The sequence below is a fragment of the Micromonospora sp. NRRL B-16802 genome (assembly GCF_001279555.1).
Classification (GTDB): domain Bacteria; phylum Actinomycetota; class Actinomycetes; order Mycobacteriales; family Micromonosporaceae; genus Micromonospora; species Micromonospora profundi.
On record NZ_LGEB01000046.1, the window covers coordinates 174,441 to 194,376 of the forward strand.

Sequence of the window (19,936 nt, forward strand, 5' to 3'; positions counted from 1 at the left end):
GCGAACAGACGGCGCGTGCACGGACCCCGGTCCGGTCACGCGCCGTCGTCGTACACCGGGCTGGTGTCAGTCCACGACCTCGAACGCGACGCCTGGCGACGGCTGCGGGAGGGCGTCCTGCGCCTGCGCGATCGGCTCGCCGACCTCCTCGGACGCCGCGAGCCGGAACCGCACGTACTCGAGCTCGCCGGAGAAGTCGTGCCGGGATGGGTAGCTCGTGGACACCGGCGAGTGGATGCTGCGACCGATGTCCATGCCCGCGAACCCGTGGAAGTACGGCAGCAGCTGCGGGAACCGCGCCGTGCCCACCGTCTCGCCGTTGACGAGCAGGCGGCCGGTGCCCTGACAGTCGGCGGTCTTCAGCAGCTCGAACGTCAGGTCCACGGTGCCCAGCGGCAACTCGTTCTCGGACCGGACCGTGTAGAGGGTGCCGAGGTAGTTGTACTCGTACACGAGGTGGTTGTCCTGGATGTGCATCACGTACCCGCCGCTGACGTTGCCGAGCACCACGATCACCCCGCCCTGGGAGGTGTCGGTGCGGTGTACGCGCGCGTTGATGGCGTGCGAGCGGTTCATCGTCGGCGGTACGGCCGCACCGGAGATCGCCGGTACGCCAGCCAGGTAGGTGAACACCAGCCTGTCCCGCACCGACCCCGGCCGCGGCACCCGGGCCCGCACGGCGAATCCGCGGTCGTCAAGGGGCAGCACGTCGTAGCGGGCGGCCTCGATCCAGAACTCCTCGATGAGGCGCTGAAGCACCTCGGGATGCTCGGCGGCGAGGTCGCGGCTCTCGGTGGGGTCCTCGTCGATCCGGTAGAGCTCCCAGCGGTCGTCGTCCCACGAGGTGCCGCGCTCGTGGAACGCCACGGCCTTCCAGCCCTGGCGGTAGATGCCGCGGTGTCCGAACATCTCGAAGTACTGGCAGTCCCGGGACGGCGGTGCCTGCGGGTCCCGCAGCCCGTCCCGGAAGCTGCGACCGTGCAGCGGCATCTGCGGGATGCCACGGCGCACCACGGGTGGCTCCACCCCGACGAGGTCCAGCACCGTCGCTGTGACGTCGATGCTGTGCTGGAACTGCTTCCGTACCTGCCCCCCGGGGACCTCACCGGCCGGCCAGCTCAGCACGAACGGCACCCGTACGCCGCCCTCGTGGGTGTGCTGCTTGTAGCGGCGGAACGGCGTGTTGCTGACCTGCGCCCAGCCCAGCGGATAGTTGCTCTGCGCTCGCGGGCCGCCGATCTCGTCGATCCTCGCGAGGCTGTCCTGAAGGTCCTCCGGCACCCGGTTCTGGAAGGCGGTGGGGTTGAGCGTGCCGATGGGGGTGCCCTCGGGGCTGGCCCCGTTGTCCGACATGACGATCACGATGGTGTTGTCGAGCTGGCCGATCCGCTCGAGGAAGTCGACGAGGCGCCCGAGCTGGGCGTCGGTGTGATCGACCATCGCCGCATAGGCCTCCTGCATGCGGGCGAACAGGCGCTGCTGCTCGGGCGGCACCTCGTCCCACGGAACGACGCCGGGGTTGTGCGGTGGCAGCGGCGCGTCCTCCGGGATGATGCCGAGTTCGATCTGCCGCCGGTGCCGCCGCGCACGAACGTCGTCCCAGCCGCTGTCGTAGCGCCCCCGGTACTTCTCCAGGTACTCCTGCGGGGCCTGGTGCGGTGCGTGCGCCGCGGCGTACGCCAGGTAGAGGAAGAACGGCTTCTCCGGCGTGAAGGAGACCTGGTCCCGGACGAACCCGATGGCCCGGTCGGTCAAATCCTCGGTGAGGTGATAGCCCTCCTCGGGCGTGGCCGGCGGGTCCACCTGGTGGTTGTCGTGCACCAACTCCGGATAGAAGCTGTCGGTCTCCGCCTCGAGGAAGCCGTAGTAACGCTCGAAACCCCGGCCCAGCGGCCACTGGTCGTACGGGCCGGACGGCGTCGTGTGCTCCAGCGGCGCGACGTGCCATTTGCCGACCGCCATTGTGTTGAAGCCGGCGTCGACGAGCATCTCCGCGACAGTGGCGGCGGCGTGGGTGATCCGCCCTCGGCCGCTGGGGAAGCCACTGTCGAAGTTCGACAGCATGCGCATGCCGACACTGTGGTGGTTACGGCCGCTGAGCAGGCTGGCGCGCGTCGGCGAGCACAGCGGCGAGGTGTGGAAGTTGGTGTACCGCAGCCCGGAGGCGGCGAGCCTGTCGATCGTCGGTGTGTCGATCTCCGCGCCGAAGCAGCCGAAGTCCGAGAACCCGACGTCGTCAAGCAGCACGTACACCACGTTCGGCTTACCTGCCGCTGCCGCTGGCGGTGCGCTCCAGTGCTCCGTCGACTCCTGGTAGGTGCGTCCGATGGCCCCCTCGTACGGAGGGTCCGCGAGGGGGTTGGTCACTGCCACCCTCAGCCGGCCGTCGTGCCGCCGTCGAGGACGAGCGTGTGGCCAGTCACCATCCGCGCCTCGTCGCTGGCGAGGTACACCACCGCGTCCGCGGAGTCGCGCGGCGTCGCCATGCGGCCCAACGGGATCGACTCCCGGAAGTTCTGCCGGGCGCTGTCCGGAACGTCTCCCATCCCGCCGAGGAACGCCGAGAGCATCGGCGTCTCCGTCGCCGCGGGGGCGATCGCGTTGACCCGGATGCCGTGCGGCGCAAGCTCAAGGGCCAGCCCCTTCATCAGCCCGATGACCCCGTGCTTGGCGGCGGTGTACGGCGAGTACCGCGGGCGGGCGATGACGGCCTGCAGGGACGCGGTGAACACGATCGAGCCGCCACCTGCCTCGATCAGCGCGGGCACCGCGGCCTGCGCCGTCCAGAACGCCCCCTTGAGGTTGACGTCCACGACGCGGTCGAGCGTCGCCTGGTCCACCTCCTCGACGGGCCCGGTGAACGGCGTACCCGCGTTGGCGTGCATGAGGTCGAGCTTCCCGAACCGCTCCACGGCGGTCGCGACGGCAGCACGGCAGTCCTCTGCCCGGGTGACGTCGCAGGCCACCCCGATGACGCTGGTCCCGAAATCGGCTGCCACCCGGACGGCACGGTCGCCGTCGAGGTCGGCGATGACGACACGCGCGCCCTCCTCGACGAGCCGGCCGACGGTCGCCAGTCCGATACCGCTGGCACCTCCGGTCACGACGGCGACGCGGTCAACCAACCTCATGTGCTGCTCCTGTTGAATCGGTCCAGAAGGTCGCCGCGCAGGGTGGGCACCGCGGACAGCAACCTCTGGGTGTAGGGGTGCTGGGGGTCGGAGTAGATCGACGCGGTGTCACCCGTCTCGACGATCCGGCCCTGGTTCATCACCGCGACCCGGTCACACAGGTACCGGACGACGGACAGGTCGTGGGAGACGAGGACCAGTGTCAGCCTGAACTGTTCGGCCAGGTCCGTGAGCAGGTTGAGGATCTGCGCGCGCACCGAGACGTCGAGCGCGCTGACGGGCTCGTCGCCCACGATGACCTTCGGCCCCGCCGCGAGGGCGCGAGCGATCGCGATGCGCTGCCGCTGGCCGCCCGAGAACTGGTGCGGGTAGCGGCTCACCGCCTCCTCTGGCAGACCCACGGCGTGCATGAGCTCGGCGACCCGCGCCCGGTGGTCACCCGGCAGGCGCAGCGCGCGCATCGGTTCCGCGATGATGTCCGCGACCCGCATCCGCGGGTTCAACGACGACATGGGGTCCTGCAACACCATCTGCACGTCCCGCCGCAGGAACCCGAGCCGCCGCTCCGGCACGCCGCTGATGCGCTGGCCGGCGTAGGTCGCTATACCGGCGGTCGGCTGGTCGAGCGCCATGAGGATGCGCGACAGCGTGGACTTGCCGGAGCCGCTCTCCCCCACGATGCCGAACGCCTCGCCCTCGTGGACCTGAAGGCTCACGCCGTCCAGCGCGCGGACCGGCCGCCCCGGCGTGCGCAGCGACTGCCGCGGGGACCGGTACTCGCGCACCACGCCGACGGCTTCCAGCAACGGGGTCGCGGTCATGCCCTGGCCCTTCCGCTCTCTAGGGGCTGGTCGCTCTCGATCGGGTGGTGGCAGGCCGCACGCCGACTGCTGCCGGGTGGCGCCGTCAGCAACGGGACGGTCTTGCAGACGTCGTCCGCGCGCGGGCACCGGTTGCGGTACACGCACCCGCCGGGGAAGGCCCCGAGGCTCGGCACCCGACCGGGGATCGTCGCCAGCCGGCCGCTTCCGTCGGCGCTGTCCAGCACGGTGGACGCCTTCAGACCCGCCGTGTACGGGTGCCGCGGGGAGTCGAACACCGCTGCGACCTCGCCGTGCTCGACGATCGTGCCGCCGTACATCACCAGCAGTTCCTGGCAGATGCTGGCGACGACGGGCAGGTCGTGGGTGATGAGCAGGAGGGACGCCCCTTCCTCGCGCACCAGCGTGTCCATCAGCCGCAGCATCTCCGCCTGCACCGTGACATCCAGCGCCGTGGTCGGCTCGTCCGCCACAAGTACGGCGGGGTCGCAGGCCAGCGCGATGGCCAGCACGACGCGCTGCCGCTGGCCGCCGGACAGCTGGTGCGGGTACTTACGCGCGGTGCGGTCAGGCTCGGGCAGCTGGACCCGTTCGAGCAGCTCGACGGCTCGGGCGCCGGCCGCCGCACGGCTCATCCCGCGATGCAGCCGCAGCGACTCGGCGACCTGGTTGCCGACCCGCATGAGCGGGTTGAGCGCCGTCATGGGCTCCTGGAACACCATCGCGATGTCGTTGCCCCGGACCGAACACATCTCGCGGTCGGACAGGTCCAGAAGGTTACGACCGTCGAGCAGCACCCGCCCCGACGCCGTCACCCCGTGGGGCAGCAGGCCCATCAGGGCGAGGGCCGTCAGGGACTTGCCGCACCCCGACTCACCGATGAGCCCCATGCGGCTGCCCCGCTCGATCTCGAACGAGATGCCCTTGACGGCGGGCACGCCGTGGACCTCGACGACGAGGTCCTCCACCACGAGCCCGCTCACCCCGGTCACCGTCCTCTCAGCCGCGGGTCGAGGGCGTCGCGCAACCCGTCGCCCATGAGGTTGAAACCGAGCACCGACAGGGCGATGGCCAGACCGGGCCAGACTGCGAGCATCGGTTGTACGACGAAGTAGTTCTGGGCCTCCTGGAGCATCCGACCCCAGGTGGGGGTCGGTGGCGGAGTGCCGAAGCCGAGGTAGGACAGCGCCGCCTCCGCGAGGACCGCGTGCGCGAACGACACCGACGCCTGGACGATGAGCAGTGCCGCGATGTTGGGCAGCACGTACCGGACCATGAGCACCACGCCCCGGCGACCGTAGCTGCGCGCGGCCAGGACGAAGTCGCTGCGCAGCACCTGGAGCGCGCCGGCGCGCGTGATGCGGCCGAACACGGGGACGTTGGCGACGCCGATAGCGATCATGCCGGTGAGCGTGGAGGCGGAGAAGGCTGCCGCGAGGATGATCGCCAGCAGGATGGCGGGGAAGGCGAACACGATGTCCAGCGCACGCATCACGGGTTCGCTGAGCCAGCGCCGCCCGCCGGCGGCGAGCAGACCCAGCGGTACGCCGATCGCCGCGCTGATCGTCACGGCGACGACACCGACGAACAGGGTGGTACGCGCGCCGACGAGCAACTGGCTGAAGATGTCCCGGCCGAAGTGGTCGGTACCGAGCCAGTGGGCGCTGCCGGGGGAAGCCAGCGTCTGCGCCGGGTTGACGCGGGTGGGGTCGTACGGCGTCCAGAGGAACGACACGAGTGCGGTGAGGACGACGAGGCCCACGATGGTGGCGCCGATCACCAGCGTGAGGTTCCATCGGCGGCGCGGCTTGCCGACGCTTGGCGCGACGACGTCGGCGGTGGCCTCGGGTGGGGCGTCGGCGACGGAGGTCATGCGTTGCTCCTCAGCCTGGGGTCGACCGCGTGGTACACCACGTCGACCAGGAAGTTGATCAGCAGCACCGCAGCCGTGAGCACCATGACCGTGCCCTGCACCTTCAGCAGATCGCGGTTGCCGACGTCCTGGAGCAGCATCCGGCCGAGGCCGGGCAGGCCGAAGACGTTCTCGATGACGACGGTGCCGATGAGCAGCGTCGCGAGCTGGAGGCCGAGGACCGTGATGACGGGGATCGCCGCGTTGCGCAACGCGTGCCGCTTCAGCGCCTGCGAGCGGCTCAGACCCTTGGCCCGCGCGGTCTGGATGAAGTCCTCCTGCATGACCTCGACCACCGCGGAGCGGACGTAGCGCATCAGGATGGCGCCCTGCGCCACGCCGAGGACAAGCGCCGGCATCAGCAGGGCCTGGACAGCGCCACCGACGTCCTCCCACCCCGTGAACCCGCCGGCGGGCAGCATCTGCAGCTTCACCGCGAAGACAGTGATGAGCAGGATGCCGAGCCAGAACGAAGGTACGGCGATGCCGACCTGGCTGAGCGCCGACAGCGCCGTTCCGATCGGCGTACGGCTCTTCACGGCCGCGAGGACGCCGAGCGGGAGCGCGATGAGCAGCGCCAGCGTCATCCCGGCCAGAATCAGTGGCACTGTGACGCCGAGCTTGTCGACGATCTCCGAGCCCACCGACACCCCGCTGAGCGGCGAGGTTCCGAAGTCGCCACGGAGCAGGCCGCCGATCCAGTCGAGGTACCGCTCGGTGAACGGCCGGTTCGTCCCGAACTGCTCGCGCAACGCCTCCAGCGCCTCGGGGGTGGCGTTCACGCCGAGCCTTGCCTGCGCCTGGTCACCGGGCAGCAGCGACAGCAGCGTGAAGACGAGGACGGACGCGGCGAACAGGGATACCGCGAGGATTACCAGCCGCCTGACGAAGTAGATCAGCATGCGGGTGTGCTCCTACTCCGAATCATGGCCTGATCATCACCATCTTGGTCACGGTGAACTCCTCCATGGCGAAGCGGGGCCCTTCCCGTCCGATACCGGAGTCCTTCACGCCGCCGTAGGGCATGTTGTCGGCCCGGAACCCGGGCACCTCGTTGACGAGCACCCCGCCGACGTCGAGGCGGCGTACGGCGTCGAGGGCGACCGCCAGGTCGCGCGTGAAGACGGCTGCCTGCAACCCGTAGCGGGACCGGTTGACAGTCGCGACGGCAGCGTCCATGTCGGCCACCGAACGGACGCACACCACCGGCCCAAAGATCTCCTCCGACCAGCACTCGGCGTCCTCGGGGACGTCGACGAGCACTGTCGGTTGCAGGACGCGGCCCTGCGCCGTTCCGCCGGCCAGGCAGCGGGCCCCGCCGGCGACCGCCCGGTCCACCCACGAGTGGACCCGCTCGGTGGACGCCTCGTCCACAAGGGCTGACACGCGGGTGTCCGCGGACCGGGGATCCCCTGTGGTGACGGTCTCCAGCAGCGGCTGGAGGCGCTCGATCAGCGCCTCGCGGACCGGCTCCTCGACGATGACCCGCTGGACGCTGATGCACGCCTGCCCGGATGCGTAGAACCCGCCGCGTACGACGGCCTCAGCGGCCCGGTCGAGGTCGGCGTCGCGGCCGATGACGAGCGCGGCGTTGGACCCGAGTTCCAGCAGCACCTTCCGCGGGGCGGCGGCACGGGCGATCTCGTGCCCGACCTTCGCGGAACCGGTGAAGGACACGGCGGCGACGTACGGGTGCGTGGTCAGGATCTTGCCGACCTCGACGCCACCGGTGACGAGTTGTACGCCGGCCGCCGGGCAACCCGCGCGCCGGAACAGGTCGACGAGCACGAGCGTGGCGAGGGGCGTGTTGGGCGCCGGCTTGACGATGACCGGGCAGCCCGCCGCGACGGACGGCGCGACCTTGTGCGCGGCCAGCAGCAGCGGGTAGTTGAACCCGGTGATGCCGACGACGACGCCGACCGGGCGGCGTACCCAGAACCCCACCATGCCCTCGCCGGCCGGCTGCATGTCGAGGGCGACCGTCTCGCCGGTGAGGTGCCCGACCTCCTCGGCGGCCGTCTCCAGCGTGACAAGGGTGCGGGCGACCTCGACCCGACAGTCGACAAGCGGCTTGCCGGTCTCGAGGACGAGCAACTCGGCGAGGGACCCGGCGAGGGCGCGGACGTCGGCGGCGACCTGCATCAGCACCCGACGGCGTGCGTGGCCGGGCAGGTTGGCCATCTGCTCGGCGACGTCGTGGGCGGCCTTGACGGCGGCCTCCGCGTCATCGGAGCTGCCCCACGGCGCCTCGGTCACGGTGCTGCCGTCGTACGGGAACCGCACAGGCTTCATCTGCGTGGCGGTCACCCAGCCGTCGCCGATCGGCAGGCCGGCCGGCAGCGCGGCCAGCAGCTCCTGGGCGGTCACAGCGCCCCACCCGCCTCGGCGACCGTGGCGCCGGTGAGGAAGACCAGCGCGGCCTCGGCGTAAACCCTGGTCTTGCGTACGACGTCGTCGACCTCGACGTACTCGTCGGGCTGGTGGGCGATCCACTTCGGACCGGGACCGTAGACGACGTTCGGGATGCCGCTGTCACGCCACAGGATCGTTCCGTCGGTAGCGCCGGGCACGCCGCCGAAGGCGGGTTCGACACCGGTGACGTCGCGGTGGGCCCGGGCCACGGCGAGCGCGATGGGGTGGTCCTCGGGCGTGACAGCGCAGGGCCTGTCGTCGACGACGTCGACGGCGAACGTGACGCCGTGCCGGGCGCCGATGGCCGCCGCGTCGGAGCGGACGCGCTCGGCGAGGGCGGCGTGGTCGACACCGGGCACCGTGCGGCAGTCCACGCCGAGGACAGCCCGGCCCGGGATGACGTTGATCTGGTCGGCGGAGCCGGCGTCCAAAACCGTGGGGGTCAGGTACGTCAGGCCGAGATGCTCGTGCTCACCGGGCACCACCTGCAACTCCGCCTGAAAACGGTTGAGGGCCTGGACGAGTTCGGCCACCGCGGGAATCGGGTTGCGGCCGTGCTGCGGCATCGCACCGTGGGCCATCCGTCCGGTACAGGTGACCAGCAACCGGACGGCGCCCTTGGCGACCGCGCAGATCTCCTCCGCCTCCGGCTCGCAGACGATCGCGGCGTCCACTTCGGCGGCGAGGGAGGTGGTCGTGAAGTGCTTCGCGCCCAGCATCTGGCCCTCCTCGTCCACGAGGGCGGCCACCACGATCCGGCCGGGGAACGGCCCGGCCAGCTCGACGGCTCGCGTGGCGTGGATCATCGCGGCGACGCCGGCCTTCATGTCGGCGGAGCCGCGGCCGTACAGGCGCCCGTCGACGATATCGCCGCCGAACGGGTCGACGGTCCACTCGTCACGGGAGCCCTCGGTGACGACATCGGTGTGCCCCTCGAACATCAACGTCGGCCCGGGCAGGCCACCGTCCACGACCGCCACGACGTTGGGCCGCCCCGGGGCAACCTCGACGACCTCCGGCTGCCAGCCGAAACCCCGCATGACCTCGGCGACACGCTCCGCTGCCGGCTGCTCGCTACGCTCGCGGGCTGGGTCCCACGTCGAGGGAATGCGGACGAGCTCCTGGGTCAGCGCCACGACGGCTTGCTCGTCGACGAGGTGGCCGGCCCGGAGGGCGGCGTGGGTGTCCGACGTCATGGCGACGGACACTACGAACTAGGGCTGGGAAGCGGAACATCCAGTTTCCGAGGCGGCGGGGGTACCAGTCGGGGCTGCACCAGCGCTTCCACGGCTGCGGCGACCCGTCGCACGCCCTCGTCGATGCGGTCCAGCGGCATCACCTGGTACCCCAGCCGGAAGTGGTGCCGTGGGGCAGGCCGGGCGATCCAGTACGGCGCACCGGGGTCGAGCAGGACGCCCTGCCGGCGCAGCCCGCGGGCGAGTTCCTCGGCGTCCAGGCCCGCGGGGCCGGTGATCCACCGGGCCAGCCCACCACGCGGCACCGGCTGCGGCCCCCAGTGCACGTGACGCTCCACCGCCCGCACCATCTCCTCGTAAAGCCCCTGGTAGTGGGCGCGGATGCGGCGGACGTGACGGGCGAGGTCGCGGCTGGCGATCAACCGCGCGAGGGCGCATTGCATAGGGCCGGGCGGATGGCGTAACACATAGCGGGAACGTGCCCGCATCGCGTCCACAAGCGCCGGTGACGCCACCACGTAACCGAGCCGCAAGCCGGGCGCCAGCAGCTTGCTGAAGCTGCCGAGGTAGACGACGCGGTCCTCGTCGTCGAGGGCGCGCACCGCCACCGCGGGGATGCCGCGGAACGTCATCTCCGGGTCGTAGTCGTCCTCGATCACCACCGCGTCCGCCGCACTTGCCCGTCGCAGCAGCTCCTCTCGCCGGGATGCCGACATCGTCGCTCCGGTCGGGTACTGATGGCTCGGCGTGACGTACACCAGACCCGCGCCGTGCAGATCCGCCGGCAGGTCCTCCACGACGAGACCGTCCTCATCGACCCTGCCCGGCACCACCTCGGCCCCGGCCATCTGCATGATGGTCCGCGCGTCCGGGTAGCCGGGATCCTCGGCCAGTACGACGCTGCCCGGCCGGACGAGCACGCCCGCGAGCAGGTGCAGCGCATGCGTCGAACCCAGCGTGATCATCACCTGGTCCGGGCTGGCGGAGATGCCGCGCGACGGCAGCACGTGCTCACACAGCTGACGCACCAGCTCCGGGTCGTCGGCCTGCCCGGAGTCCCCGATGACATGGGACAGCCCGTCCTGACGCAGCGCCTCACGCTGCGCCCTCTCCCACGCACCAATGGGGAACATGGCGGGGTCCGGCTGGCCGACGACGAAGGGGAACGGCGCCCGCACCCACGCCGGGTCCCGGTACACCGGAGCGGGCGGCGGGTCCGGAAGCCGCGCCTGCCAGTCGATCGGCTGCGTCGGCGTGCGGGAGGTACGCCGCGCGGCCCGCATCCGCACCACGGCCTCTGAGGAGACGTAGAGGCCGCGCCGGGGCACGGTCACGATGAGGCCCTGTTCCATGAGGCGGTCGTAGGCCGTCAGCACCGTGTTGCGCGAGACGCCCAGCGCCTCGGCCAGCCGGCGGGTACTCGGAAGCGGGCCGTCGTCGTAATGCCCGGCGAGGATCGCGTCCTCGATGCCCGTGATGATCTGCTCGTACAGGGGAACTGCGCTCTGCGGGTTGACCGGCAACAGGAAGTCCGTCATACCGACCCCCTCTCGCGGGGGGCGTCGTCCCGTCGTCCCTTGTCACGCGGGCGCACCGTCCCGGCCCTGCTGGTACTAGCATAACCGGCAACCTGGACCTGTTGCGGACGGCCCAATCCCGCCACGCTGGCCGGGCGACGGCAGGTGACGGTCTCCTGCCCGCGGACAGGGGTGGGCTAATGAGCGCCCAGCGAATCGCGCTGGTGCCAGGGGACGGCATCGGACCGGAGGTCACCGCCCAGGCGGTCAAGGCGTGCGACGCCGCGGCGAGACGGTTCGGGCTCGACCTGGTGTGGGAGGACTACGAACTCGGTGCGGACTACTGGCGCATCACCGGCCAGGTCGTGCCGCCCGATGTGGAGCAGGAGCTGGCAAAGGCGGACGCCATTCTCTTCGGCGCTGTCGGAGACCCGTCGGTGCCACCCGGCGTACTCGAACGCGGCCTGGTGATCCACCTACGGACGGCCTTCGACCAGTACGTCAACCTGCGGCCCGTCAAGCTGCTGCCCGGCGTCCCCACGCCCATCAAGGGACTCCGCCCCGAGCAGTGTGACCTCGTGATCCTTCGGGAGAACACCGAGGGCGCCTACGTCGGTGCGGGCGGCTTCATCCACCGTGGGGGGCCGGACGAGATCGCGACCCAGGAGTCGGTCAACACCCGCAAGGGTGTCGAACGCCTGATCCGGCACGGCTTCCGGCTGGCTATGGGTCGGCCGCGCAAGCACGTCACACTTGTGCACAAGGCGAACATCCTCACGTACGCCGGCGACCTGTGGCAGCGGACCTTCGATGAGGTGTCGGCGGAGCACCCCGACATCGAAGTGGACTACGTGCACGTCGACGCGATGTGCCTCTACCTGGTCACGCAGCCGGAGCGGTTCGACGTTGTCGTCACCGACAACCTGTTCGGCGACATCATCACCGACCTCGGCGCAGCCGTGCAGGGTGGTCTCGGCCTGGCCGCCAGCGGCAATCTCAACCCGACGGGCTCGGCGCCGAGCATGTTCGAGCCGGTCCACGGCTCCGCACCCGACATCGCCGGCCGGGGCTGGGCCAATCCCGCGGGCTCGATCCTCAGCGCCGCTCTCATGCTGGAGCACCTGGGCCACCCGGAGGCGGCGCGCAGCCTCGAGGCCGGAGTGAAGGCGGTGCTGCCGAGGCTGGGCGCGATGCGCGGCCCGGAGATGGGGATGTCGACGGAGGACTTCGGGGATGCCGTTGCCGCAGCCATCAGTGAGGGCGTCGAAAGCGGGTCCGACCCTCTGCCAGCGCAGTACGGCCGGTAAGAGAGCGCAGGTGAACGACGCACCCGCCGGCCCGATCGACGATGGGAGCAGGGCTGTGGCGTCGCCGTGCTGCGCGTTGAAACGCACGCCCGCCGCTGCGTCGGCGGCCGCCGACGCAGCGGCGGATGCGGCCGCCCGCACGGGCTCGCCGCGCTCTGCCCACACGGTGGGCCTGCTCGCGCTGTCCGGGGGCACGTTCCTCATGGGCACCGACGACCCTGACGGTGTTCCAGAGGATATGGAGGGTCCGGCCCGCCCGGTGCGGGTGGACTCGTTCGAGATCGCTGCGACACCTGTGACGAACCGGGAGTTCGCCCGCTTCGTCGAGTCGACCGGGTGCCGCACGGACGCGGAGCGGTTCGGCTGGTCCTTCGTCTTCCACCTGCTGCTGGTGCCGGCCGCACGCCAGCACGTCCTGGACGCCGCCGTGCCGCAGGCGGCATGGTGGCTGGCGGTTCAGGGAGCCGATTGGACGGCCCCGGACGGACCCGGGTCGACAGTCCAGGGACGTGAGCAGCACCCGGTCGTGCACGTCTCCTATCGGGACGCGCAGGCGTACTGCGAGTGGTCCGGGACACGGCTGGCGACCGAGGCCGAGTGGGAGTACGCGGCGCGCGGCGGGCTGCCGCAGGCCCGCTTCGCCTGGGGCGACGAGCTGACACCGGACGGGCAGCACCGCTGCAACATCTGGCAGGGCACCTTCCCGACCGTAAACAGCGCGGACGACGGTTTCGTGGGGACGTCGCCGGTGACAGCCTTCCCACCCAACGGCTTCGGGCTGTACGACGTCGCCGGCAACGTATGGGAGATCACCGCGGAGCCGTGGCGGGACCCGTGGGGCCGTACGCTGCCCGGCGAGCGTGTCATTCGCGGTGGCTCCTACCTGTGCCACGACTCGTACTGCAACCGCTACCGTGTGGCGGCCCGGAGCCGCACGACCGAGGATTCCTCAAGCGGCAACACCGGCTTCAGGGTGGCGCGGTAGCCCCGACGGCAGCCCGAGCAGCACGGACGCCGGAAGCCCTGCCGCTTGAGATGTCCCAGGTCCCGCATGGTGGGCGCAGGCCGATTGGTACCTGCCGACCCTGCTGATCTGGCCCTTTCGCATCATGTACCACCCTCCTAGTGTCCCGGCTCACAGGACATGAGCGCCCTTGGCGTTCTTCGCGATGGGACGACACGAATGAATCGGCTGACGATAAAGTGGCCCGCCGTGCTGCTCGCCACTGCACTGGCTCTTACGGCCTGCAGTGGCGGTGGCGACGCAAAGAGCACCGAGGGCGGTTCCGGCGGCGGAACGCTCACCCTGGGTGCCTACCTGGAGCCTGTGAGCCTCGACCTGACGGCCGAGGCCGGCGCGGCGATCCCGCAGGTTCTCCTCTACAACGTGTACGAGGGCCTGGTGCGCCAGGACCCGGCCAGCGGCGAGGTGAAACCGCTGCTGGCGAGCGAGTGGTCGATGTCCGACGACGGCACCAAGTACACGTTCAAGCTCCGCAGCGGCGTGACCTTCCACGACGGACAGAAGCTCACGGCACAGGACGTCGTGTGGAGCTTCAAGCGGGTGATCGCGGAGGGCTCGACGAACCCGTTCAAGTCGCAGATGCAGGTCGTCTCGGCCGTCGACGCACCGGACGAGTCCACAGTGGTAGTGACCCTCTCGCGGGCCAGCCAGAGCTGGCTGTTCGACATCGCGGGTCGAGTCGGCGTTGTGCTCAAGGAGGGCGCCGACAAGCTGGACACCGCACCGAACGGCACCGGCCCGTTCAAGTTCGAGAAGTGGAACCGGGGCGACAGCATCACCCTGGCCCGCAGCGACAACTACTGGGGTGAGGCTGCCAAGGTCGGCACTGCCGTCTTCAGGTACATCACCGACCCGAACGCGCTGAACAACGCCATGCTGTCCGGTCAGCTGGACATCGTGGCGAACATCCAGGCGCCACAGCTCCTTGAGGTGTTCAAGGGCAACAACCAGTTCCAGGTGGTCGAGGGCGTGACGACAGGTGAGGTCGTCATGGCGATGAACAACACCAAGGGGCCGCTGGCCGATGTCCGGGTGCGTCAGGCGATCCGCCACGCGATCGACCACCAGGCGCTCGTCAAGACCGTCTGGTCCGGGTACGGGACGCTGATCGGCAGCATGGTGCCGCCGAGTGACCCCTGGTACGAGGACCGCACCGGCGACTTCCCGCACGACCCCGCCAAGGCGAAGGAGCTGCTGGCCGCGGCCGGTCACGCCAACGGGCTGACCCTGACGATGGACGTGCCGCCGCCGGGGTACGCCCGCTCGTCGGCGCAGTTCGTGGCCTCGCAGCTGGCCGAGGTCGGCATCACAGTGACCCAGAACAACGTCGAGATGCCGCAGTGGCTCGACAAGGTGCTCGGCAAGGCCAACTACGACCTGTCGATCATCGCGCACGTCGAGCCGCGTGACCTCATCCGCTACAGCCAGCCGGACTACTACTACCGGTACAACAACCCGGCCGTCGCGCAGCTCATGAAGGAGGCCGACACGGCCCTGGACGCGACGGTCCGGGACAAGAAGTTCGCCGAGGCCGCTGCCGTCATCTCCAAGGAGGCCGCCAGCGACTGGCTCTTCCTGCTGCCGAACCTGGCAGTGATCCGCCAGGGTGTCGAGGGCTACCCGAAGGACGCGGTGACCCAGTCGTTCGACGTCACGAAGGTGTCGAAGAGCAGCTGACCAACTCCTCCGACCCAAAGAAGGACCTGGGAGGGCTCCGGCCCGCCAGGTCCTTCTTGGTGTTCGGCCCCCGCTCGGTCTTGGTGTTCGGCCCTCGCTCGGTCTTGGTGTTCGGCCCTCGCTCGGTGCGCCCTTCGAGGCAGACCGCACCGCTGCCGGTCAGTCGCAGCGCCCGGTCGGTGTCCGCGCCCCGCCGCCTCCGCGCCCCCGCCGCCTCCGGGCGACGACACCCCCGGGTCCCGCCACCTCCGGGCGACGGCGCCAGCCCTCACCGCTGAGGGCTGCGTTGCCGAGTACGCCCACGGGCGTTCTCGGCGGTCCGGCCTGACGGACGAGGACGAGTCTCACGCCATCGCACTCACCTGCGACGGGCGGTACCACGCGGCCGGCCTCGGCAGCGCACTTGCCGGGCCCCTGACCATCGAGATCGCGGGCCGAATCTTCGGTAGGACCCCAGTGACCCGACGCAGAAAGCGAGGCGGGCTCCGTCCGGTGGACGGAACCCGCCTCGATCGTCGTGCGCACCTAGAGGCGCGACGTGGTGAAGCTCAGTGGACAGTGCGTGGTCAGCGGAGCCGGCTCAGGGGCAGCAGCCGCCGGCGTCCCAGCACATGCCTCCCCATCAGGCCGAGGCCGAGGACGACCGCGGCCAACAGCGCCACTGTCGCACCAGTCGGGGCACCGGGGCCGCCGTCGCTGCTGCCGGCGGTGAGGACCATGCCCTCCCGCGACGACTCACGGGAGTTGTCGGACGCCGGAGCAGCGCCGTTGCTGGCCGCAGCGCCCTTGCCCTTGCCCTTGTCCTTCTCCTTGGCAACCGGCGCGGGGACCGGCGTCTGCGCCAGCGCCTGGGACGCCTGGGCGAAGGTCTCCGGCGTCACGGTCGGCGCCTCGCCCTGGGTACGCCACTGCTTGAGCTGCTTCATGCCCTTGCACGCCGAGGGGTAGCGGTCGCAGTAGCTGGTGGTGTTGCCGATGCTCTCGGACGAGAGAACCGCCTTGGCGATGGCGCGGGCCAGCGTGTTGGCACCGGCGTTGAAGATGGCGTTGAGCTGGCGGCTGTCGGCCGGGTCGTTGATCTGCAGCGCCTCACCCTTGCCGGTGGACACCGCGAAGACGGTGTCACCGTCGCCGAGCGTGTGGATCGGGCTGATGGCGCGGGCCATGCCGTCGTGCGAGTTGCCGGACATGCGCTGGGCAGCGGCCTTCTCCAGCGGAGCGTTGGTGGCCACCACGGCGATCGTGGTGTTCGCCGGCTGCTCGGCGGCAGCCGAGGCGCCGCTCGGGTTGCACTCCTTCTTCTTGGGGGCCTTGTAGCCGGCGAACTCGTTGCCGATGCCGTACTTGACGCCGTACAGGGTGCAGTCGGCCGGGTCGACAGGGGAACCGGCCGGGTTGACGATCACCATCGCGCCGACGTAGATGCCGTCACCAAGGTGGACACTGGCGGTGCCGACGCCTCCACGCATACCGCCGCCGCGGGCACCGGTGCCACCGCCGACGCCACCCTGCCGGACCGGGCCGGCCGACGTGGCCTGCGCGGCGAGGTAGCCCCACTCGGCGGACGTACGCGCCTTGGCGTCACCGCCGCGACCGAGGTCGAAGATGTCCGCGGCTGGCACGATCGGGGCCACGCCTCCGGCGCCGACGCGAACGCCCTCGCCCCGGTCCTCCAGCCAGCGGATGATCCCGTTGGTGGCGGAGAGCCCGTACATGCTGCTGCCGCCGAGCTGGATCGCGTTGACGCCGGGGTTGGAGTTGAGCGGGCTGAGCAGGTCGGTTTCCTTCGTGGCGGGGGCACCGCCGCGCTGGTCCACGCTCGCCACGGACATCGTCGGCATGTACACGACCGAGGTGCCGGTCAGGTACGGGGCCGTGTCGGACTGGACCTGCCCGACATGGATGCCGGGGACGTCGGTGATGGCGTTGTGAGCGCCAGGCGCGCCGGCGGCGGGATTGGCGGATGCGGGCGCTGCGCCGACGAGCACAAGTCCCTGGCATGCCAGGGCTGCCGCGGCGAGTACCGCGATTCTGGACGATTTCATGGAGCTTCTCCCATGCGAAACAGTGCGAACGTCCACTGAGGTGGGCGAACGATGCCTTGGTCAACAGCGGTGTCACTCGCGTGGCCACGAGGAGCGATGCTGGGGAGGCTACTGGTCAGACCAGTTGAGCGGAAGAGCTCGACTCATTTCAAGGTCAAGCCCAAATCAGTAAAAGTTGGTGCGCAGCCCCGGCTTTCAGAGCAATACGTCCACCATCGACCGTCGATGCTCTTGCACATATTCCGCGTAGTAATGGTGCAATTCCTGGCGGGTCAGCCGGGCGACCTCTTCGGCCTCCCCCGCTCGCATGGCATCGAGGACCCGACGGTGGTGAGCCAGAGTGCGCTCCATGAGGGCCTCGCGGTCCGGGGCCTCCGCGAGCTTGGTGGAGATCAGATCCAACACCATGCTCCGGACAGCGTCGAGGCAGAGCACAAGCAGTTCGTTCCCCGACAAGCTGGCGACGTGCTCGTGGAAGCGGACGTCGGCCGCGCTGAAGGCTTCGTACCCGTGGGCCACGGCATCCCGCATCTCCACGAGCGCCTGCTCAAGCTCGTCCAACTCGGACGGCGACGCAAGCCGGGCCGCCACGGAACCGGCAGCCGACTCGATGAGCATCCGGAACTGCAGCAGCTCCGCCACGCCCAGCCGGCGGCTGGCCACGACGCGGGCGAAGGACTTGCGCATCGCCGAGGCGGTCGAGGCGATGACCTGAGGCCCGAGGGGGTCACCGGGACGCGAACGAATCAGACCGCTGCTCTCCAGGACACGGAGGGCCTCACGCACCGTGGACCTGCTGACATCGAACTGAGTCGTCAGCTCGCGCTCGCTCGGCAACCGGTCGCCCGGCCGCAGGTCGCCAGCGGCGATCCGGTCCTCGACCTGCCGGACGATCCCCTCGTACGCCTTCACGGTGCGCACGGGGGCGAACGGGGCACCCTTGGGCATGGTGAACCTCCCGACGCGCGGCGGCCGGGCGCCGCCGAGCACCACGGTACGGGTCATTCCCCCGCCGGGAAGGCAGGCCCCGCTCCGCTGTCGCAAGCCCGCAGGCCATGCTCGCCGAGGCGTGCAACCGCTTCGTTCGGACCGGGACGTGACGCACGGAAACCAGAGCGTGAGCAACCAGTCTAGGGTCCCGCCCGTTCACGCGGGGGGCAGAAACGTCGCCGCCTCCGGTTCGCCGACGGGTACCGACACCTCAGGCTCCGGCTGCCGCTCCCGGCTTGTCCATCTCGATGTCGTCCACAGTGACGTTGACCTCGGTGACTGTCAGGCCGTACTTCTCCACTGCCTCGATCACTGCGGCCCGTACCGCCTCGGTCACGTCGGTAACGACGTGACCGGAGTCGATCACCAGGACCACGTTGATGACCGCCGAGCTGCCCTTCACGTCGGCCGAGACGCCACGGCGAGCGTCGCCCACCTCGTCCAGGCCGACCTTGTCCAGGATGGTGTTGAAGAACCGGGCCACGTCACCACCGAGGTCGGCGACACCGGGCACGGAACGGGCCGCGGCTCCGGCGATCTTCTCCACGACCTCGTCGGAAACCGACGTGACGCCCCGGGCCGCGCCCGTTGCGGCCTGCACTCCACCGGCGTTCTCCACCGCGTCCGTCATGATCGATTCTCCCCTGGTCCGACGCACTGTGGACCGACCGTCTCGTCAGCCCGCTGCGTGACAGCCGCACTTCCGGCCGCGCGCCGCGAGCCTACTAAAGCCGCAGCGATGGTCGTCTGTGGGCGCGGGTGCCACTGCCGTACGAGCGACGGAGGCCGGCGCATCGGGCGCTGCCGATCCGATACGTCCCGGTTGACGTGGACCGTCGCCGGCGTACCGACCGGGTCAGCGAGCGAGTTGAGCGAGCAGCTCGTCCGCAGCCGCGTACGGATCGAGGCTGCCCTCGGCCACCTGGGCGGCGAGCGTCGGCAGCTCCGTACCGTCGCGCAGGGAACCGATCCGCGCGCGGAGGGTGCCGAGCGCGATGGCCTCGATCTCGGCGGCGGCCCGCGCCTCCTGCCGGCGGCGCAGCTCGCCGTGCTCGACGAGCCAGCCGCGGTGCTTGTCGATGGCGGCGGCGATGTCGTCGATGCCCTCGGCCCGGGCGGCGATCGCGCGGACGACCTGCGGCCGCCACTGCCCCGGCCCGCGTTCCCCGAGGGCGATCATGCCCTGGATGTCGCGGACGGTGGCGTCGACGCCGTCCCGGTCGGCCTTGTTGACAACGAAGACGTCGGCGATCTCCAGGATGCCGGCCTTGACCGCCTGGATGGCGTCACCCATGCCCGGCGCCAGCAGCACGAGCGTGGTGTCGGCGAGCGAGGCGACCTCCACCTCGGCCTGCCCGACGCCGACGGTCTCCACGAGCACCACGTCGCAGCCGGCACCCTCAAGCACCCGGACCGCCTGGGGCGTCGCCGCCGACAGCCCGCCGAGGTGCCCACGGCTGGACATCGACCGGATGTAGACGCCCGGGTCGGTGGCGTGGTCCTGCATGCGTACGCGGTCGCCGAGGATCGCCCCGCCGGTGAACGGGCTGGACGGGTCGACCGCCAACACGCCGACCCGATGGCCGCGCGCCCGCAGCGCGCGGACCAGCTCGTTGGTGGTGGTCGACTTGCCCACCCCGGGCGAACCTGTCAGACCGACAACCTGGGCCTGCCCGGCGTACGGCGTCAGGGCGGCGGCGATCTCCGGCAGCAGCGCGTCGCCGTTCTCCACCAGGGTGATCAGCCGGGCCACCGCGCGGGGGTCACCCGTGCGGGCCCGCTCGACAAGCTGCGGTACGTCCCGGCTGCGGCGCACCGATGTGGTGGCCGCCGCCGGTACGTTGTCGACCGATTCGCTCACTGTGCCATCTTCGTCGACTGCCGCGGGACCCGCGAAGCCGGCT

General features: G+C 70.5%; 16 protein-coding genes. 3 read left to right on the forward strand and 13 right to left on the reverse strand.

Features of this window, described 5'->3' with window-relative positions:
• Positions 1-66: 66 nt before the first annotated feature.
• Genes ADK66_RS07230 through ADK66_RS07270 form a run of 9 tightly spaced genes read right to left on the reverse strand, consistent with a single transcriptional unit; the run spans position 67 to position 11,010 of the window.
• A complete protein-coding gene (locus ADK66_RS07230) occupies positions 67-2,367 on the reverse strand; it encodes an arylsulfatase (RefSeq protein ID WP_053653147.1) in 2,301 nt (766 codons plus the stop codon).
• An 8-nt stretch (positions 2,368-2,375) separates the two neighbouring features.
• Complete coding sequence (locus ADK66_RS07235) at positions 2,376-3,131, reverse strand: SDR family NAD(P)-dependent oxidoreductase (RefSeq protein WP_053653105.1); 756 nt, start codon at positions 3,129-3,131, stop codon at positions 2,376-2,378.
• Positions 3,128-3,952 carry an ATP-binding cassette domain-containing protein gene (locus ADK66_RS07240; protein WP_053653106.1) on the reverse strand — a complete coding sequence of 275 codons (825 nt, stop codon included), beginning with the start codon at positions 3,950-3,952 and terminating at the stop codon, positions 3,128-3,130. The genes ADK66_RS07235 and ADK66_RS07240 overlap by 4 nt, the downstream gene beginning before the upstream one ends.
• Complete coding sequence (locus ADK66_RS07245; RefSeq protein WP_231639945.1) at positions 3,949-4,935, reverse strand: ABC transporter ATP-binding protein; 987 nt, start codon at positions 4,933-4,935, stop codon at positions 3,949-3,951. The genes ADK66_RS07240 and ADK66_RS07245 overlap by 4 nt, the downstream gene beginning before the upstream one ends.
• 5 nt (positions 4,936-4,940) lie before the next feature.
• Positions 4,941-5,825, reverse strand: a complete 885-nt coding sequence (locus ADK66_RS07250) for an ABC transporter permease (protein WP_053653108.1) — start codon at positions 5,823-5,825, stop codon at positions 4,941-4,943.
• The gene (locus ADK66_RS07255; protein ID WP_053653109.1) at positions 5,822-6,766 is read right to left on the reverse strand and encodes an ABC transporter permease; all 945 of its coding nucleotides are present in this window, start codon (positions 6,764-6,766) and stop codon (positions 5,822-5,824) included. The genes ADK66_RS07250 and ADK66_RS07255 overlap by 4 nt, the downstream gene beginning before the upstream one ends.
• Positions 6,767-6,788: 22 nt before the next feature.
• Positions 6,789-8,231, reverse strand: coding sequence for an aldehyde dehydrogenase family protein (locus ADK66_RS07260; RefSeq protein WP_053653110.1), 1,443 nt, complete (start codon positions 8,229-8,231; stop codon positions 6,789-6,791).
• Positions 8,228-9,472, reverse strand: coding sequence for a M20 family metallopeptidase (locus ADK66_RS07265; protein WP_053653148.1), 1,245 nt, complete (start codon positions 9,470-9,472; stop codon positions 8,228-8,230). The genes ADK66_RS07260 and ADK66_RS07265 overlap by 4 nt, the downstream gene beginning before the upstream one ends.
• Positions 9,473-9,483: 11 nt before the next feature.
• Complete coding sequence (locus tag ADK66_RS07270; protein WP_053653111.1) at positions 9,484-11,010, reverse strand: PLP-dependent aminotransferase family protein; 1,527 nt, start codon at positions 11,008-11,010, stop codon at positions 9,484-9,486.
• A gap of 179 nt (positions 11,011-11,189) precedes the next feature.
• Here ADK66_RS07270 and ADK66_RS07275 point away from each other — a divergent pair, with 179 nt between their 5' ends.
• From ADK66_RS07275 to ADK66_RS07285, 3 genes are all read left to right on the forward strand, one after another.
• A complete protein-coding gene (locus ADK66_RS07275; RefSeq protein WP_053653112.1) occupies positions 11,190-12,296 on the forward strand; it encodes a 3-isopropylmalate dehydrogenase in 1,107 nt (368 codons plus the stop codon).
• A gap of 10 nt (positions 12,297-12,306) precedes the next feature.
• On the forward strand, positions 12,307-13,281 hold the full coding sequence (locus ADK66_RS07280) for a formylglycine-generating enzyme family protein (protein WP_053653113.1): 975 nt from the start codon (positions 12,307-12,309) through the stop codon (positions 13,279-13,281).
• Between the two features lie 228 nt (positions 13,282-13,509).
• A complete protein-coding gene (locus ADK66_RS07285; protein ID WP_231639946.1) occupies positions 13,510-14,997 on the forward strand; it encodes an ABC transporter substrate-binding protein in 1,488 nt (495 codons plus the stop codon).
• A 566-nt stretch (positions 14,998-15,563) separates the two neighbouring features.
• Here ADK66_RS07285 and ADK66_RS07290 read toward each other — a convergent pair.
• The 4 genes from ADK66_RS07290 to meaB all read right to left on the reverse strand — a co-directional run bounded on the left by ADK66_RS07290 (position 15,564) and on the right by meaB (position 19,893).
• Positions 15,564-17,042: a P1 family peptidase gene (locus ADK66_RS07290; RefSeq protein ID WP_053653115.1), complete on the reverse strand. Its 1,479-nt coding sequence runs from the start codon at positions 17,040-17,042 to the stop codon at positions 15,564-15,566.
• A gap of 195 nt (positions 17,043-17,237) precedes the next feature.
• A complete protein-coding gene (locus ADK66_RS07295) occupies positions 17,238-18,035 on the reverse strand; it encodes a FadR/GntR family transcriptional regulator (protein ID WP_231639947.1) in 798 nt (265 codons plus the stop codon).
• Positions 18,036-18,243: 208 nt separating this feature from the next.
• Entirely contained in the window at positions 18,244-18,663 is a 420-nt protein-coding gene (locus ADK66_RS07300) for an Asp23/Gls24 family envelope stress response protein (protein ID WP_053653116.1), read from the reverse strand.
• A 225-nt stretch (positions 18,664-18,888) separates the two neighbouring features.
• Positions 18,889-19,893, reverse strand: coding sequence for a methylmalonyl Co-A mutase-associated GTPase MeaB (meaB, locus tag ADK66_RS07305; RefSeq protein WP_053653117.1), 1,005 nt, complete (start codon positions 19,891-19,893; stop codon positions 18,889-18,891).
• Positions 19,894-19,936 lie beyond the last annotated feature (43 nt).